This window comes from Cloacibacterium rupense, assembly GCF_014645495.1.
Lineage (GTDB): Bacteria > Bacteroidota > Bacteroidia > Flavobacteriales > Weeksellaceae > Cloacibacterium > Cloacibacterium rupense.
The window spans coordinates 83,281-99,315 of the sequence record NZ_BMLV01000007.1; the positions used below are offsets into that span (position 1 = coordinate 83,281).

The 16,035-nt window shown below is 31.7% G+C and carries 16 protein-coding genes; 6 read left to right on the plus strand and 10 right to left on the minus strand.

Features of this window, described 5'->3' with window-relative positions:
• Positions 1-2 precede the first annotated feature (2 nt).
• The 6 genes from hppD to IEW40_RS13545 all read left to right on the plus strand — a co-directional run bounded on the left by hppD (position 3) and on the right by IEW40_RS13545 (position 6,922).
• Positions 3-1,133 (plus strand): 4-hydroxyphenylpyruvate dioxygenase, encoded by a 1,131-nt coding sequence (gene hppD, locus IEW40_RS13520; protein WP_188618648.1) that lies wholly within the window; start codon positions 3-5, stop codon positions 1,131-1,133.
• A 78-nt stretch (positions 1,134-1,211) separates the two neighbouring features.
• Positions 1,212-2,459: a fumarylacetoacetase gene (fahA, locus tag IEW40_RS13525; protein ID WP_188618649.1), complete on the plus strand. Its 1,248-nt coding sequence runs from the start codon at positions 1,212-1,214 to the stop codon at positions 2,457-2,459.
• A gap of 25 nt (positions 2,460-2,484) precedes the next feature.
• Positions 2,485-3,306: a flavin reductase family protein gene (locus IEW40_RS13530; protein WP_188618650.1), complete on the plus strand. Its 822-nt coding sequence runs from the start codon at positions 2,485-2,487 to the stop codon at positions 3,304-3,306.
• Positions 3,307-3,394: 88 nt separating this feature from the next.
• A complete protein-coding gene (locus IEW40_RS13535; protein ID WP_188618651.1) occupies positions 3,395-4,954 on the plus strand; it encodes a sodium:solute symporter in 1,560 nt (519 codons plus the stop codon).
• 148 nt (positions 4,955-5,102) lie between these two features.
• On the plus strand, positions 5,103-5,954 hold the full coding sequence (locus tag IEW40_RS13540; RefSeq protein WP_188618652.1) for a transketolase: 852 nt from the start codon (positions 5,103-5,105) through the stop codon (positions 5,952-5,954).
• Positions 5,955-5,974: 20 nt separating this feature from the next.
• The gene (locus IEW40_RS13545) at positions 5,975-6,922 is read left to right on the plus strand and encodes a transketolase family protein (protein ID WP_188618653.1); all 948 of its coding nucleotides are present in this window, start codon (positions 5,975-5,977) and stop codon (positions 6,920-6,922) included.
• A gap of 94 nt (positions 6,923-7,016) precedes the next feature.
• Here IEW40_RS13545 and IEW40_RS13550 read toward each other — a convergent pair whose 3' ends face one another.
• From IEW40_RS13550 to IEW40_RS13595, 10 genes are all read right to left on the minus strand, one after another.
• Complete coding sequence (locus IEW40_RS13550; protein WP_188618654.1) at positions 7,017-7,397, minus strand: septal ring lytic transglycosylase RlpA family protein; 381 nt, start codon at positions 7,395-7,397, stop codon at positions 7,017-7,019.
• Between the two features lie 26 nt (positions 7,398-7,423).
• A complete protein-coding gene (gene rimO, locus IEW40_RS13555; RefSeq protein ID WP_188618655.1) occupies positions 7,424-8,725 on the minus strand; it encodes a 30S ribosomal protein S12 methylthiotransferase RimO in 1,302 nt (433 codons plus the stop codon).
• Between the two features lie 361 nt (positions 8,726-9,086).
• On the minus strand, positions 9,087-9,428 hold the full coding sequence (locus IEW40_RS13560; protein ID WP_188618656.1) for a phosphomannose isomerase type II C-terminal cupin domain: 342 nt from the start codon (positions 9,426-9,428) through the stop codon (positions 9,087-9,089).
• 1 nt (position 9,429) lies between these two features.
• The gene (rfbC, locus tag IEW40_RS13565; RefSeq protein ID WP_188618657.1) at positions 9,430-9,975 is read right to left on the minus strand and encodes a dTDP-4-dehydrorhamnose 3,5-epimerase; all 546 of its coding nucleotides are present in this window, start codon (positions 9,973-9,975) and stop codon (positions 9,430-9,432) included.
• Positions 9,972-10,952, minus strand: a complete 981-nt coding sequence (locus tag IEW40_RS13570; RefSeq protein WP_188618658.1) for an MraY family glycosyltransferase — start codon at positions 10,950-10,952, stop codon at positions 9,972-9,974. Before IEW40_RS13570 ends, rfbC begins: the two co-directional genes overlap by 4 nt.
• A 2-nt stretch (positions 10,953-10,954) precedes the next feature.
• Positions 10,955-11,851, minus strand: coding sequence for an NAD-dependent epimerase/dehydratase family protein (locus IEW40_RS13575; RefSeq protein WP_188618659.1), 897 nt, complete (start codon positions 11,849-11,851; stop codon positions 10,955-10,957).
• A 6-nt stretch (positions 11,852-11,857) separates the two neighbouring features.
• A complete protein-coding gene (locus IEW40_RS13580) occupies positions 11,858-12,604 on the minus strand; it encodes a glycosyltransferase family 2 protein (protein ID WP_188618660.1) in 747 nt (248 codons plus the stop codon).
• Between the two features lie 14 nt (positions 12,605-12,618).
• The gene (locus IEW40_RS13585) at positions 12,619-13,782 is read right to left on the minus strand and encodes a glycosyltransferase family 4 protein (protein ID WP_188618661.1); all 1,164 of its coding nucleotides are present in this window, start codon (positions 13,780-13,782) and stop codon (positions 12,619-12,621) included.
• 132 nt (positions 13,783-13,914) lie between these two features.
• Positions 13,915-14,946: a glycosyltransferase gene (locus IEW40_RS13590; RefSeq protein ID WP_188618662.1), complete on the minus strand. Its 1,032-nt coding sequence runs from the start codon at positions 14,944-14,946 to the stop codon at positions 13,915-13,917.
• A 7-nt stretch (positions 14,947-14,953) separates the two neighbouring features.
• Positions 14,954-16,030 (minus strand): EpsG family protein, encoded by a 1,077-nt coding sequence (locus tag IEW40_RS13595; RefSeq protein ID WP_188618663.1) that lies wholly within the window; start codon positions 16,028-16,030, stop codon positions 14,954-14,956.
• Positions 16,031-16,035: the final 5 nt, after the last annotated feature.

A 16,035-nucleotide genomic window follows, 5' to 3' on the forward strand; every position in this document is an offset into this window, starting at 1 on the left:
ATATGGCAACATTAACATTTGCAGAAAAAATTTCACAAGCAGAAAACTTTCTACCCATTCATGGAACAGATTACATAGAATTCTACGTAGGAAATGCCAAACAATCTGCCCATTATTATAAAACCGCTTTTGGTTTTCAAAGTCTAGCTTATGCTGGGCCAGAAACTGGCGTTAAAGACCGCGTATCTTATGTCTTACAACAAGGTAAAATAAGATTAATTTTAACTACTGCGCTTAAATCAGACCACCCTATTTCTGAACACGTAAAAAAACACGGAGACGGTGTAAAAGTTCTAGCACTTTGGGTAGAAGATGCCTACAAAGCCTTTGAAGAAACCACCAAACGTGGCGGAAAACCTTACCAAGAACCTATTACCCTAAAAGATGAAAATGGAGAAGTAAGAATGTCTGGAATTTATACTTACGGAGAAACAGTGCACATGTTTATAGAACGTAAAAATTACAACGGAATTTTTATGCCAGGCTTCGAAAAATGGGAAACAGATTACCAACCATCAGAGGTAGGACTTTTATATGTTGACCATTGCGTAGGAAATGTAGGCTGGGATAGAATGATACCTGTGGTAAAGTGGTACGAAGAAGTAATGGGATTTGTGAATATTCTTTCCTTTGATGACAAACAAATCAGCACAGAATATTCTGCATTAATGAGCAAAGTAATGAGCAACGGAAATGGCTATGCCAAATTCCCAATTAATGAACCCGCGGAAGGAAAGAAAAAATCTCAAATTGAAGAATATTTAGATTTTTACGAAGGTGAAGGCGTACAACATATTGCAGTGGCAACCAAAGACATCATCCATACGGTAACTGAACTTAAAAAACGTGGCGTAGAATTTCTATCAGCACCACCAAATGCCTACTACGAAATGATTCCCGAAAGAGTGGGAACCATCAATGAAGACCTTAAAAAATTGCAAGAATTAGGCATCCTAATTGACCGTGACGAAGAAGGTTATCTATTGCAAATTTTCACCAAACCAGTAGAAGACCGCCCTACTCTTTTCTACGAAATTATAGAAAGACACGGTGCACAGAGTTTCGGTGCAGGCAATTTCAAAGCTTTATTCGAAGCATTAGAAAGAGAACAAGCCCGAAGAGGAAATTTATAAACATCTTCAATAAATAATATAATTTACCCTTTTAAAGTTCGTAACTTTGAAAGGGTTACTATTTAAAAAACAATCTCAATGAAATCTTTTATCAACTATCCTGAAAATTCTGATTTTTCTATTTACAATATTCCTTTTGGTGTGGGCGTTTTTGGCAAAGAATACATTGCCTGTGCCACTAGAATTGGAGACAAAATTATAGATTTAGCTGGTTTGTATGAATTAGGATTTTTAGATGAAATTAAAGGACTAGACGAAAATGTTTTCGAAGGCTATACCTTAAATGAATTTATAGAATTAGGAAAATCGGTAACCAATGCTGTTCGTCTAAAAATTCAAGAATTATTATTGGAGAATTCTATACTTTCTCAAGACGAAGAAGCGCTAGAAAGTTGTTTTTTCGATGTGGAAGAAGTAGAAATGATGATGCCCATTCACGTTTCTAACTACACCGATTTTTACAGCAGTATAGAACACGCTACTAATGTTGGGAAAATGTTTCGCGACCCAGCCAATGCACTGCTCCCCAATTGGAAGCATTTACCTGTAGGTTATCACGGTAGAGCGTCTTCTATTGTGGTTTCTGGAGTAAATATCCATCGTCCGAAAGGTCAAATGAAACCTGCGGATGCTGAAAAACCAATCTTTGGAGCTTCCAAACAGCTAGATTTTGAGCTCGAAATGGCTTTTATTGTCAATAAAAACACCAATCTTGGCGAAAGCATTTCTACCGCCGAAGCAGAAGACGCCATCTTTGGGATGGTGATTTTCAATGACTGGAGCGCAAGAGACATCCAAAGTTGGGAATATGTACCACTAGGCCCATTTTTAGGGAAAAATTTCGGAAGTTCTATTTCACCTTGGGTAGTTACTTTAGAAGCTTTAGAACCTTTTAGAACAGCATCTCCAATGCAAGAACCAGAAGTTTTAGACTATCTAAAATTTGAAGGAAATAAAAATTTTGACATCAATTTAGAAGTGTTTTTACAACCAGAAAACAGCGAAGAAAATCTAATTTCTAAGAGCAATTTTAAATTTATGTATTGGAATATGGCACAACAATTGGCCCATCATACCATCAATGGTTGCAATGTAGAAGTGGGCGACATCTATGCCAGTGGAACCATTTCGGGCTCAGAAAAAACATCTTTCGGCTCTATGCTAGAGCTTACTTGGCGAGGAACAGAACCTTTGAAGCTATCTAACGGTGAAGAACGAAAATTCATAGAAGATAATGACACCATCATTATGAGAGGTTTTTCAGAAAAAAATGGAATAAGAGTAGGTTTTGGAGAAGTAAAAGGAAAAATTTTACCCTCAATTTAATTAATTTTGAATCTAAAATTTAAAGATGAAACAAATATTACCAAAAGATATCACTCCTTTTGAATTGCAAAGTGTTTTACAACATTCTGTTGCACCAAGACCTATTGCATTAGCTTCTACCATTGATAAAGACGGAAATGTAAACGTTTCGCCGTTTAGTTTCTTCAACATGTTCAGTACCAATCCTCCTATTTTGATATTTTCACCATCTCGAAGAGTAAGAGGCAACACCATAAAACATACGCTAGAAAATGTACTAGAAATACCCGAAGTGGTTATTGGTAATGTGAATTTTGATATGGTGCAACAAGTATCACTTTCTAGTACAGAATATGAAAAAGGCGTGAATGAATTTGTAAAATCTGGTCTAACAATGAAACCTGCCGATTTGGTAAAACCACCACTTATTGCAGAATCACCCGTAAATTTTGAATGCAAAGTTCTCGAAATTAAGACATTAGGAACTGAAGCAGGTGCAGGAAATTTAGTAATTTGTGAAGTATTGAAAATACATATCCAAGAACAATTTTTGGATGAAAACGGTAATTTAGACCAAAAAAAACTGAATTTAGTTTCTAGATTGGGCGCCAATTGGTACGGGAAAACTTCCGAAGAAACTCTTTTTGAAGTTCCGAAACCCCTACAAAACAAAGGAATTGGCTATGACCAACTTCCTACAGAAATTAAAAACAGTAAAATTTTTACAGGAAACGACCTAGGAATGCTAGCCAATGTAGAAGTTTTACCTGCGGGAAGTTTCTATTCTGAAGAAAGTAAACACCTAGAAGCTCAACAATTTCTTCTTCAAAGTAAAATAGAAGAAGCTTGGAAGGTTTTGACTCTATAATTTTTTTAAAATTTCAAATTTTGATTTTCTAATTTCTACTAAACTGATGATTTTTCATTATGTTTGTGAAACTTAAATTTTAAGAAGAATGGATTCAGCAAAGGTGTTGCTTATTTTCGTATTTGTATATTTCATAGGACTTCTCGTTATTTCTTATTTTACCAGTAGAAATTCTGACAATCAATCTTTTTTTATCGGGAACAAAAAAAGTAAATGGTGGTTGGTAGCTTTCGGGATGATTGGCACCAGCTTAAGTGGTGTTACATTTATTTCCGTTCCCGGAACTGTAGGAAAAATGACCGCCGGTAACTATCCTTTTGGTGGTTTCGAGTACTATATGATGGTTATTGGTTTTTTCATTGGCTATTTTATCGTTGCAGGAATTTTGCTTCCGCTCTATTACAAAATGAATCTCACTTCTATTTATACCTATTTAGGAAAAAGGTTCAATGTAGAAGCGCATAAAATAGGTTCACTTTTCTTCATTATTTCTAGAGCAATTGGCGCTACTGCAAGATTGTATTTGGTGGTCAATGTTTTACAAATTTTCCTATTAGAAGGATTGGGCGTTCCGTTTTGGTTAACTGCTTTGGTGATACTTTTAATGGTATTGCTTTACACCTTCGAAGGTGGTGTAAAAACCATTGTCATTACAGATACACTACAAACCTCGTTTATGATTATCAGTTTGGTAGGTTGTATTGTTTATATTTTATCAAATCTAAATCTTTCTGCACCAGAAGCTTTTGATATTTTGGCGAGTAAAAACTATACCCATTTCATTAATACCGATATTAATTCTAAAACATTTTTCTTAAAAACCATTTTGGGCGGAATGTTCATCACCATTGCCATGACGGGTTTAGACCAAGAAATGATGCAAAAAAATATTTCTGTAGACAATCTGAAAAATTCCAAAAAGAATATGCTCACTTTTGCAGGAACATTGTTGGTGGTGAATTTAGCATTTCTATTTTTAGGAGGTTTACTTTATCTTTTTGCCATGCAAAACGGTGCAGAATATGCTCAATTAGTTGATGTAGTGAACGGAAAAGAAAGCATTACCAATGTTTTCGGCTTTAAAGACACTGCTGGAAGCGTTAAAAACATCATGGGAGATGATTTATTTCCGGCGCTTTCTTTGCAAGGATATTTCCCGTTTTTTATATCGATTATTTTTATCATCGGATTAATTTCTGCACTTTTCCCTTCGGCAGATGGCGCTCTAACAGCAGTTACCAGTTCGTACTGTGTAGATTTATTAAACCTAAACGATGACCAAACCAGAACCGAAAAACAAAAAAAATCGCTAAGAATGAGAATCCACTTGGTTTTTACAGTTATTTTCTTTGTTTTAATTATGATTTTTAAGGCCATCAATGATAAATCTATCGTCTATCTCATTATGGAAATTGCTGGTTATACTTATGGGCCACTTCTTGGTTTGTTTGCTTTCGGAATTTTCACAAAATACCATATTTCTAAAAAATATTCAATCCTTATTGTTACACTTTTAGCACCAATAGTTACTTACCTCATCAATTATTTGGTAACCAATTTCACCGACTATAAAATCGGGGTAGAATTGATTATTCTCAATGGATTGCTAACTTTCTTTGGGCTTTGGCTGGTGAAAGATAAAAAATAGATTTTGAAAAATATTCTAAAATCCAATTGAGAAACTCGATTGGATTTTTTATTTTGATAAAACACAAAAAACACTAAATATTAAAGACTTAAAACTATAAAATCCCATATAAAAATTATATTTTTGCACCACGAATAAATCTATATCAATGAGTAAATCAATTGAAGAGTTAAAATCACTCACCACGCAAATTAGAAGAGACATTTTAAGAATGGTTCATGCCGTAAACTCTGGGCATCCTGGTGGAAGTCTTGGTTGTGTAGAATACTTCACAGCACTTTATGGTAAAGTTATGAATTACAAACTCCCTTTTTCTATGGAAGGTAAAGGAGAAGATGTATTCTATCTTTCAAATGGTCACATTTCCCCAGTATTTTACAGTACTTTGGCTAGAGTAGGATATTTCCCTGTAGAAGAACTTTCTACTTTTAGAAAACTAAATTCTAGATTACAAGGACATCCTACCACTCACGAACATTTAGAAGGCATCAGAATGAGTTCTGGCTCTCTTGGTCAAGGTTTATCGGTAGGTATTGGTACCGCTTTGGCTAAAAAATTAGATGGTGACCAATCATTGGTATATACCCTTCATGGTGACGGAGAATTACAAGAAGGACAAATCTGGGAAGCCTTGATGTTTGCTGCCGCAAAAAAAGTAGACAACTTAATTGCTACGATAGATTATAATGGTCAACAAATAGACGGAAGCACAGAACACGTACTTTCATTAGGAGATCTTCACTCCAAACTAGAAGCTTTTGGGTGGGATGTTATCGAAGAAAAAAATGGCAACGACCTAGAAGCTGTAATTGCAGCACTAGAATTTGCAAAATCAAAAACTGGAAACGGAAAACCAGTAGCTATTATGCTACATACAGAAATGGGTAATGGTGTAGATTTTATGATGGGAACTCACGCTTGGCACGGTAAAGCTCCTAGTGATGCTCAACTAGAAAGTGCATTAGCGCAGTTAACATTAGATGAAGTAGCAGATTATTAATTTTCTAAATCCTAAAAAAAATGAAATTTCAAGTTCTAGATAAAAAAGATACAAGAAGCGGCTTCGGAGCCGGATTAGCTGAATTAGCTGATAAAAACCCAAATGTAATGGCACTTTGTGCAGACTTAATCGGTTCTCTTAAAATGGAGAAATTCATAGAAAAAGCTCCTGAAAGATTTGTACAAACTGGGATTGCAGAAGCCAATATGATGGGGATTGCTGCAGGTCTAGCAACAGCTGGTAAAATTCCTTTTGCGGGTACATTTGCCAACTTTGCTACTTCTAGAGTGCTAGACCAAGTTCGTCAGTCTATTGCTTATTCTAATAAAAACGTGAAAATCGCTGCTTCGCATGCTGGTTTAACTTTAGGAGAAGATGGTGCTACTCACCAAGTTTTAGAAGACATTGGCCAAATGAAAATGTTGCCAGGAATGGTAGTCATCAACCCTTGTGATTATAACCAAACAAGACAAGCTACATTAGCAGCCGCAGAATATGAAGGACCAGTTTACCTAAGATTCGGAAGACCTGTAGTGCCAGTTTTCATTCCTGAAGATATGCCTTTTGAAATAGGAAAAGGAATTTTACTTCAAGAAGGTACAGATGTAACCATTGTAGCAACAGGACATTTGGTTTGGGAATCCCTTTTAGCTGCCGAAGAATTAGAAAAAGAAGGCATCTCTTGTGAAGTAATTAACATACACACCATCAAACCTTTAGATGATGAAATCATCCTAAAATCTGTAGAAAAAACAGGTAAAATTGTGACTGCGGAAGAGCACAATTATTTGGGTGGTTTAGGGGAATCTGTTGCAGGAATGCTCGCCAGAAAAAGACCAACTCCTCAAGAATTTGTAGCGGTACAAGATACTTTCGGGGAAAGTGGTACACCAGCAGAATTGATGCATAAGTACAAAATTGATTCTTTCGCGGTAATAGAAGCGGTAAAAAGAATTATGGCAAGATAGAATAACAAAAAAATCGGTGAAGTTTTCACCGATTTTTTTATTTGTTTTTTATCTAAAGATTAAAAATTTCTTACACTGAGTATTCTTTCTGTAATTAATTTTGAGGATTTTCTTTATCCAAAATTTCATATTCTACAGGAATAGGTCCTGTTCTAAGGTCTCCAATTTTCATAAAAGCAGCTTTAGAGAGATCAAAGGTTCTGGTCTTATGGAAAGGACCTCTATCATTTACTTTCACCACGACACTGTCTCCTGTTTTGATGTTTCTTACCATAACCAAAGTCCCAAATGGTAATGATCTGTGAGCAGTAGTAAATTTATTCTTATCATAAATTTCACCACTTGCAGTTCTTCTTCCGTGGAATTTATCGTGGTAGCAAGAAGCCACACCTGTTTTTAGTTCTGCATCGTTCTTGAAAGAAAATATTCCTAAAACAGAAAAAATAACCATGAAAAATAAAAAAAGTTTCTTCATATATTAATATTTTAATACTCTTATTTTTAAGCCAATTCTCCTATTAAATCATATTCTTCTGCCGAGGTAATTTTTACATCTACAAATTCACCAACAGAGATATAGGTATTTTCTGCAGGCACCAAAACCGTATTATCTACATCTGGCGAATCATATTCTGTTCTGCCTACGAAATAGTTTCCTTCTTTTCTATCAAAAATACATTTGAAGGTCTTCCCTATTTTTTCTTGATTTTTTTCCCAAGAAATCTGAGATTGAAGCTCCATAATTTCCTCTACTCTAGCTTGTTTTACTTCTTCAGGCACATCATCTTCAAGTAAATAAGCAGTAGTATTTTCTTCGTGAGAATAAGTGAAGCAACCCAATCTATCAAAACGTTGTTCTTTCACCCAATTTTTCATTTCTTGGAATTTCTCTTCCGTTTCGCCAGGGAAACCAACGATAAGTGTGGTTCTAATGGCCATATCAGGTACTTTCTCTCTGAATTTCGCCAATAAAGCATTGGTTTTCTCGTGGGTAGTACCACGTTTCATGGCTTTAAGGATATCAGAATTGATATGCTGAAGCGGAATATCGATATAATTACAGATTTTCGGTTCTTGTTTGATTAAGTCTAAAACATCTTCAGGGAAACCTGTTGGGAACGCATAATGCAATCTAATCCATTCTATGCCTTCTACTTTTACCAATTCTCTGAGCAAGTCACCTAGCGCTCTCTTTTTGTATAAATCAAGGCCGTAATAGGTTAAATCTTGAGCGATAAGGATAAGTTCTTTTACCCCATTTTTAGCAAGTTTTTGAGCTTCTATCACAAGGTTTTCTATTGGCGTAGAAACGTTACCTCCTCTCATAAGAGGAATGGCACAGAAAGAACAAGGTCTATCACAACCTTCTGCTATTTTGAGATAGGCGTAATGTTTAGGAGTGGTAGTTAATCTTTCTCCTACCAATTCATGCTTGTAGTCAGCGCCAAGATGCTTCAGAAGGATTGGTAAATCTCTGGTACCGAAATATTGGTCTACATCAGGGATTTCTCTTACCAAATCAGGTTTATATCTTTCTGATAGACATCCCGTAACGAATACTTTTTCAACCTCACCTCTATTTTTGAGCTCTACATAATCGAGGATGGTATTGATGGACTCTTCTTTGGCATTGTCTATAAAACCGCAGGTATTAATGACTACAATATCGCCGTGTTGTTCGTGTACCACCTCTTTTCCATTGGCTTTTAGTTGGCCCATAAGCACTTCAGAATCATAGATATTCTTAGAACAACCAAGGGTGACGATGTTTATTTTTTTCTTTCCTACAGATTTTGTTCTCATATAAGGTATAAATAAAATTGAACTTGCAATAAAAACAATTACAAGTTTGCAAATTTATGAAATAAAAAATAAGTGAAAATTGGAGGAATTTTGAGTGATTATTTAATACATTATTCATACATCAACCATACATCAACCATACATCAGCTATACATCAGCCATACATCAGCTATATTTTTGATATGGAGGAAGAAGGTGGCGTTTCATGATAAGAGATACGAGATAAGAGATACGAGTTGGAGTTTTGGGGTGATTAGTTTTTATTTGAATTATGGGTGGAGTGAGAACACGATAACGATTTTATGGTATAAAAAAATCAATGCGGTTTGCATTGATTTTAAATTGATAAGACAGATGAATACTACTTTCTATCATAATCATCTTCTACTCTTACGATATCATCTTCGCCGAAGTAAGTACCGTGCTGAACTTCTATAAAAACAACAGGTTCATTGGTTTTATTTTCAATTCTGTGATGAGCTCCTAGAGGAATTTGGGCAACTTGACCTGCAGAATATTCTCTGATATCCTCATCAATGGTAATAGTGCCTACGCCTTGTACTATGGTCCAAACTTCTGCTCTTTTGTGGTGGTATTGCAGAGATAGTCTTTGTCCAGGATTTACTAGAATTCTTTTTACCTTGTGGGTTTCTGCGTCTTCTAGCACCCAATATTCACCCCAAGGTCTTACATCATGTTCCATATTATAAAAAATTTTGATTCATAGTATTAAGTAATTGATCTTTTTCAGAAAGAATAATATCTGAGAGCGGCAATTTCCAGTCGATATCTAAGTCTTTATCGTTCCATATAACGCCAGATTCAGACTCTTTATTGTAGTAATTGTCACATTTATAAGTAAAAATAGCGGTAGGACTTAGCACAGAAAAGCCATGTGCAAAGCCTCTAGGGATAAAAAGTTGTAATTTATTTTCATCTGAAAGTTCTACTCCAAACCATTTCCCAAAGGTAGATGAATCTGGTCTAAGGTCAACCGCCACATCAAAAACTTTGCCTTCAGCACAAGATACCAACTTGGCTTGTGCATGTTCACCTTTTTGTAAGTGTAGACCTCTAAGAACTCCATAAGAAGATTTAGAGACGTTGTCTTGCACAAAATGAGTGTCAAGACCTGTGAGTTCATGAAACTTTTTTTCATTGAATTTCTCATAGAAATATCCTCTTTCATCTTCGAAGATGGTAGGTTCTATAAGATAACAGTCTTTGAGAGAGGTTTCTATGATTTTCATTTTAGTGGTATAGTATTTTTAATATAGTTTTTTGTCAGAATATAAATTAGTGATACAGGAAAAATAATAAGAGCAAATATAATGAATTTCTGAAAATTTGATGAAATGACAAACAAATTGATTGCTAATTGGATAAAAGCATAGACTGAGCTAATGATTAAATGAGACACTTTTTTTTCGTTTGAAAAAAGTTGGTACAAATGTCTTCGGTGAGCTTCGAAAATGTTTTCTTTTAATTTCAATCTTTCTAAGATGGTGAACATTACATCTACCCCATAAATAGTAAGAAAAAGTATATATTTAATATCTTGAGTTTTTAATATCAAAAGACCTAATAAAGCAAGCAACCAAAAAGCAATTCCCATGCTTCCTACATCTCCCATAAAACATTTTGCTTTTTTTCTAAAATTAAAAAAAAGAAAAACCAAACTTGCTATAATGGGATAAATTATAAATTGATCATCCGTAAATACGACAATTTGCTGATTAATGTAAAGTAATGAACCTAAAGTAATTAAGCTATACAATCCCGTCATCCCATTAATTCCGTCCATAAAATTATAAGCATTGAGAATACCTATAATGAAAAGAAATAAAATGGGGATTGCCCAAATAGGAAGCCATTGAAAAACATTAATAAAGTATAATAAAAAAGAGACAGAAATAAAATGAAAAAACAGTCTGCTCTTAGTGGACAAATCTAGAATATCATCAATAAAACTAATGGTGCAAAGGATTAATAAACCAATTCCAAAAATCAAATAGTTTTGTGAATTTGTTATTGGATTATGTTGGATTATTTGGCTTCCTAAAAAAAGTAAGAAAGCAATTGGAAAAACAATTCCACCACCACGCAGAGTAATTTCTGTATGAGCACTTCTATGATTGGGCTTATCAATAATATTATATCTATCAGCTATTTTGAAATAAATATGCAGTAAGAAGAAAAAGATTAAAGCTACAAGAATATAATGCATAACTAAAATTTGAAATTATTTAAGACGTCTGAAGGTTCCCATTCTAATTCTTTTCTTATTTTATCATTAGAAAATGTAAGTGATTTTGTAATTTTAGATAGTTTAAGAGTGTTTATTGGTGCTTTATCCCCTAAAAAATCTCCAATAAAAGCCAATAATTTAGCAACAAAAAATGGGATTGATATAGGTTTAGATTTCCCTAAAAGATTAGAAATTTTCTCTGATAATTCTAAAAAAGTGGGGTGATGAGAATCACAAACATTATATACACCAGCACTTATTCTAGAAACATTATTTATAATATACGCAAAATCATTTACAAAAAAAACGCTCTTTTTGGCATTCCCTTTTCCAATATTAAGATATTTACCTGATTTTATACCATTAATCATATCACCTAAATTTCCTGGAGGGTTTTCCCCTGAAATAAGAGATGGTCTAAGAATGACGAGTTTCACATTATTTTTTTCGCACCAATTTTTTAAAAAAAACTCAGCATTAATTTTACTTTTAGCGTAGGGAGTTTCTCCATGTAAAGGAAAGTTTTCACTTATATTTTCTCCAACTGATAATCCATAAACCGCTACAGTACTAATAAAAATGAATGTATCTGGTACTTTGTTTTTCTCTAGTGCCAGACATAGATTTTTAGTTCCATTTTCATTAATATCAAAGAATAGTTTTTCCTCTTCAAGATTTTTAGGGATAGTGTGTGCTTTGCCCGCTGCGTGAAAGACCACATTAAATTCAACATCTTTAAAATCAGGAATTTGATTAGATAGATTACAGTTAAAATTTGCATTATACAAATCTAAAGAATATAGTTTATCATCTTTAGACAAATGAGGAATCACATTTTTCCCTAAAAAACCATTGGAACCAGTGAAGAGTATACTCATATTTTACTATTTTAAATACTGAAAAAATTTTGGAATTATTCTAAAAAAAGGATATAAAACAGTATTTACTCTCAAATCATTATCTTTAAAAGCTTCTATACATTCTTTATTTTGTTTGAAAATATTACCCAAACTTTTATTTGTTTCTCCGCCCAATCTCATTTTGATCAAAGGCTGAGGAAGATATAACGTAGAAATTTTATATTTTTCTAAAAACCTTAGCATTATTTCAAAATCAGAAGCTAATTTAAACTTTAAATCAAAGCCACCAAATTGATTGTAAACCTCTTTTTTTATATAAAATGTAGGATGAGCGGGATGCCATCCATATTTGAATTTTTTTTGTTTACTTGTAATCCATTTTCTAACAATTTTATCAGCATTATTTTGGTCTACATAATATAAATCTGCATAAACCGAATCTAGTTTTGGATTTTCATTAAAAATATTCATTACCTTTTCAACTGCTTTATCATCACAAAACAAATCATCAGAATTTAAAAAACCTATTACATCACCTGTTGCTTTTTCTATTCCTTTGTTCATTGCATCATACAACCCTTTGTCTTTTTCAGAAACTGTATAATCTATAATCTCTTTGTATTGATTGATTAATTGTAATGTATTATCTTTTGATCCACCGTCAATAACTATATACTCAATATCTTTATAAGACTGAGATTGAACAGATTTGAATGTATCTTCTATAGTTTTTCCACTGTTATAACATACTGTGATAATGGAGATTTTCATGCTTATTTATTTTGCTAATTAATAAGATTAAAAATCTTATCAATATATAATTCTGCTGTAAAATTACTATTAAAAAAATCAATGCCGTTTTTTGATTTCTTGTTATACTCCTCAGTATTTTCTATGCACCAGAATATTTTATTTGCTATTTCATTGGGAGATTTTTTAGGCACAAAAAATCCGTTTTTCTTATTTACCATTAAAGGAATGAGTCTATATTCTGTAACAATCGGTACACAACCATAAGCTATTGCTTCAAGGACTGATACTGGTTGTCCTTCATTACAATAATAACTTGGTAAAATAAAAAAGTGTGAATGCATAAAAGCTTCTGCTTTCTTTACTGAATAAAGTCCTTCATAATATTCTACGATATCTTGAAGACCATATTCATTTAGTTTTAAAAAAAAGAGCTTTTTGGCTTCATTAGCATTTTGAGCAATAGTATCATCAACATCTCCCAAAAACTTGCCCGCAAATATTGCTTTAAGTTTTATATTGTATTGACTATTAAGAATTTTCACAGCTTCTAAAACATCCCAATATCCTTTTGATTCTATTAAATTACTCAGATATAATAAACGAATTTCATCATTTTCATTAATTTTCTTAGGTAATATTTTGCTAACATCAATTTTTTCTGGTAATCCATTTGGAATACTTACAACATGTTCTTGGTAATTTTTAACAAAAGACATTTGATTTTTTGTATAATCCCCCTCTACAATAAATACATCTGTTTTATCTAATGTTTTTTTTATTATTTTCTTAAACCATCTAGGCTGTGAATTATAAAAATTTTCATAATTTGCTCCAAATTGATGTCCTACAACTTTTCTATTAAAAAGCTTTCCTAAATAAATAAAAATAGAATTTCTAATAAAACCAACTTTTGATTGTGCTGTATTTATATAAATTTTAGCCCCTGGGTTTGCAACAAGTGCACCAATATATTTAAATGTAAGAAAAAAATTATCTAATAGCTTTATAAAGCTAAAATTACCTGAAATTCTTTTATCTTTAAAGTCTTTATATATTGATAATCCGTAATCAATAATTATAATCTCGATGCCCCTTTTCTGTAAACTATCAACAATAAGCTGAAACATCATTGACTGTCCATTTACTAATGTATTATTTTGAGTAGTTGTTCCAACTGCTATTATTTTTTTTTTCATAAACTAAAACATACCATTTAAAAATACTTTCAAATGGTTAAAATAATTATTAAAAACCTGATTTAACATTAGCACTTTTTTTATTATTTACTATATTTTAAAATTAGTTTATATTCAAAAATAAAACATGATTTAATAACTTAAAAAAGCGTTTACCTGATCTTGAGAAATTTTCTGAAAATCGATTTCTGAAACAGTTTTTCTTAATTTGTTATAAAACCTAATATTTGAAATTTCTTTGATACTTTTTCTAAGACCATCCTCTTCTTCTAAACTAAAAATTAAACCATTTTCATTATTTTTTATAATTTCTTCAGCACAACCTACTCTATTGCTAACTATAACTGGCATCCCGTTATTAAGCGCTTCTTCTACTACCAATCCCCAAGTTTCAGATAAAGAAGGCAAAATAAAAACATCATACATCCTATAGAATTTATAAAGTTTTAAATTATCTACCGCACCATGAAATTTCACATTTGGTGATGCTATTGATTTTAAATAATTTTCTTCAGGACCAAACCCAACAATATTTAAATTTAAATGGGGTAAATACGAAAAAGTTTCTATCAAAAGTGGTAAATTTTTTTCTTTAGAAAGCCTTCCTACATATAAAAAATTCAAAACTTTGTCTCTTTCTTCATAAGCTGGTTGATCCATGATATTAAATAAACCAACCCCTTTTGTTTTTATAATTTGTCCTTCAAAATTTAATTTTTTTAATAATTCTATATTTGAAATTCCTGGCACATAAGCTTTAGATATTCTATTAAGAAATATTTTTTTTACAACACCTTTTATTCCAGTTGTCTTAGACTCGTGAACACTTGATTCTACAATAAGAGCATTTTTTTTCTTTCTACTTATAATGCTAGCAAAATACATTATACTCTCATCCCATCCTCCCAATATTAGTTGAGAAAAGTTGTTATCAAAAAAAAGTTTTAAAATAAAAAAAAAATTATATAAAACTGACCTATTTTTTAAATTAAAAAACTCAAATTTGATTAATTCTTCTTTAAAAAAATCAGCATTTCTAAGTTCACCAGTATTACCAGTAAAAATCACAATTATTCTCTCTTTTTCAGCAATTTTGTTAAATAAATTTATCTTATAAAAAGCTGGCAAATTTGTTATAAATATTTTATCTACATATCCTTTCATAATCTAATCATAAATTATTAAACCAAAAATCATAGGGTAATAAACCAACTTTTTCTAAAATCCCGTTTAAATAAGCGCTAACTAAAATATTTAAATATAAAAAAAACATTACAAATAAAATTAAAACTAGATTAAAATTAACGAATCTTTCAATCTTATAAGAGATAATTTTACTATATAATGGAAAAAGATAAAACCAAAAAGAGAAAAAGAAAGCTCCAATTCTAAAAGCACTGTTTGGCTCAAAAGATAAAATGTTATATGCTATAAGTCCAAAACTTGATAATTTGATAAAAATTTTAGCTTTATCATCGATTGAATTTAGTTTATTATAAAAAATTAAGTTAAAAAAAGAAACAGCGTAAACAATATACTGAAGAATTGTAGACTTCTCAGTGACATTATTTTGCAAATAGAAATTGAGTTGTGTAAATTCATAATTCAAAAGTAATGGCTTGATTATATTTTCTATTATTGGTGATATAAAAAATGAAATTACTGTAATAATAAATAAAATATTTCTTTTAATTTTAATATTAACAATAGGATAGAGAAAAAAACCAAATATACCAGAACTATGTATCAAAGAAGACATCAAAATGATTACAATAAATGGATAAATCTTTTTTTGGAAAGCAAAATGAAATGAGTATAAAATTAAAGCATTGGTTAAAGATTGACGCAAGGTTGATAATGATGCTAAAAAAAAGAATGGAAAAGCGATAAAAACCGCCCAAGAGACTACATAATTTGATGAATATTTTTCAATCGAAATTTTTGTAAAATATAAAATCAAAAGACCAAAAACAAAAAACACTAATGGATAGAAATTAAAAATACTACATATACTAAATATTAATTTACTTAAAGGTTCAAATCTTTCAAAATCTCTATAGAATATAGCATTTTTATACATTTCATAATCCCAACCCACATTATATCTTAAAACAGTAAACAATAATAATACATAATAAATAAATCTACTCTTAAACTTAGATGTAAAAGCACTCAATTCCATAATACAAACTAAAATAAAAATAATTGCATAAGGAAAATAATCTAATATTGAATAGTGGTATTCCATTTCAA

Excerpts from the sequence above, each read along its gene's own strand:
- IEW40_RS13535 (WP_188618651.1), top strand. The coding sequence starts at position 3,395 with ATGGATTCAGCAAAGGTGTTGCTTATTTTCGTATTTGTATATTTCATA.
- rfbC (WP_188618657.1), bottom strand. The coding sequence starts at position 9,975 with ATGAAAATCATAGAAACCTCTCTCAAAGACTGTTATCTTATAGAACCT.
- IEW40_RS13550 (WP_188618654.1), bottom strand. The coding sequence starts at position 7,397 with ATGAAGAAACTTTTTTTATTTTTCATGGTTATTTTTTCTGTTTTAGGA.
- IEW40_RS13595 (WP_188618663.1), bottom strand. The coding sequence starts at position 16,030 with ATGGAATACCACTATTCAATATTAGATTATTTTCCTTATGCAATTATT.
- rimO (WP_188618655.1), bottom strand. The coding sequence starts at position 8,725 with ATGAGAACAAAATCTGTAGGAAAGAAAAAAATAAACATCGTCACCCTT.
- IEW40_RS13560 (WP_188618656.1), bottom strand. The coding sequence starts at position 9,428 with ATGGAACATGATGTAAGACCTTGGGGTGAATATTGGGTGCTAGAAGAC.
- IEW40_RS13540 (WP_188618652.1), top strand. The coding sequence starts at position 5,103 with ATGAGTAAATCAATTGAAGAGTTAAAATCACTCACCACGCAAATTAGA.
- IEW40_RS13545 (WP_188618653.1), top strand. The coding sequence starts at position 5,975 with ATGAAATTTCAAGTTCTAGATAAAAAAGATACAAGAAGCGGCTTCGGA.
- IEW40_RS13580 (WP_188618660.1), bottom strand. The coding sequence starts at position 12,604 with ATGAAAATCTCCATTATCACAGTATGTTATAACAGTGGAAAAACTATA.
- IEW40_RS13575 (WP_188618659.1), bottom strand. The coding sequence starts at position 11,851 with ATGAGTATACTCTTCACTGGTTCCAATGGTTTTTTAGGGAAAAATGTG.
- hppD (WP_188618648.1), top strand. The coding sequence starts at position 3 with ATGGCAACATTAACATTTGCAGAAAAAATTTCACAAGCAGAAAACTTT.
- fahA (WP_188618649.1), top strand. The coding sequence starts at position 1,212 with ATGAAATCTTTTATCAACTATCCTGAAAATTCTGATTTTTCTATTTAC.
- IEW40_RS13590 (WP_188618662.1), bottom strand. The coding sequence starts at position 14,946 with ATGAAAGGATATGTAGATAAAATATTTATAACAAATTTGCCAGCTTTT.
- IEW40_RS13570 (WP_188618658.1), bottom strand. The coding sequence starts at position 10,952 with ATGCATTATATTCTTGTAGCTTTAATCTTTTTCTTCTTACTGCATATT.
- IEW40_RS13530 (WP_188618650.1), top strand. The coding sequence starts at position 2,485 with ATGAAACAAATATTACCAAAAGATATCACTCCTTTTGAATTGCAAAGT.
- IEW40_RS13585 (WP_188618661.1), bottom strand. The coding sequence starts at position 13,782 with ATGAAAAAAAAAATAATAGCAGTTGGAACAACTACTCAAAATAATACA.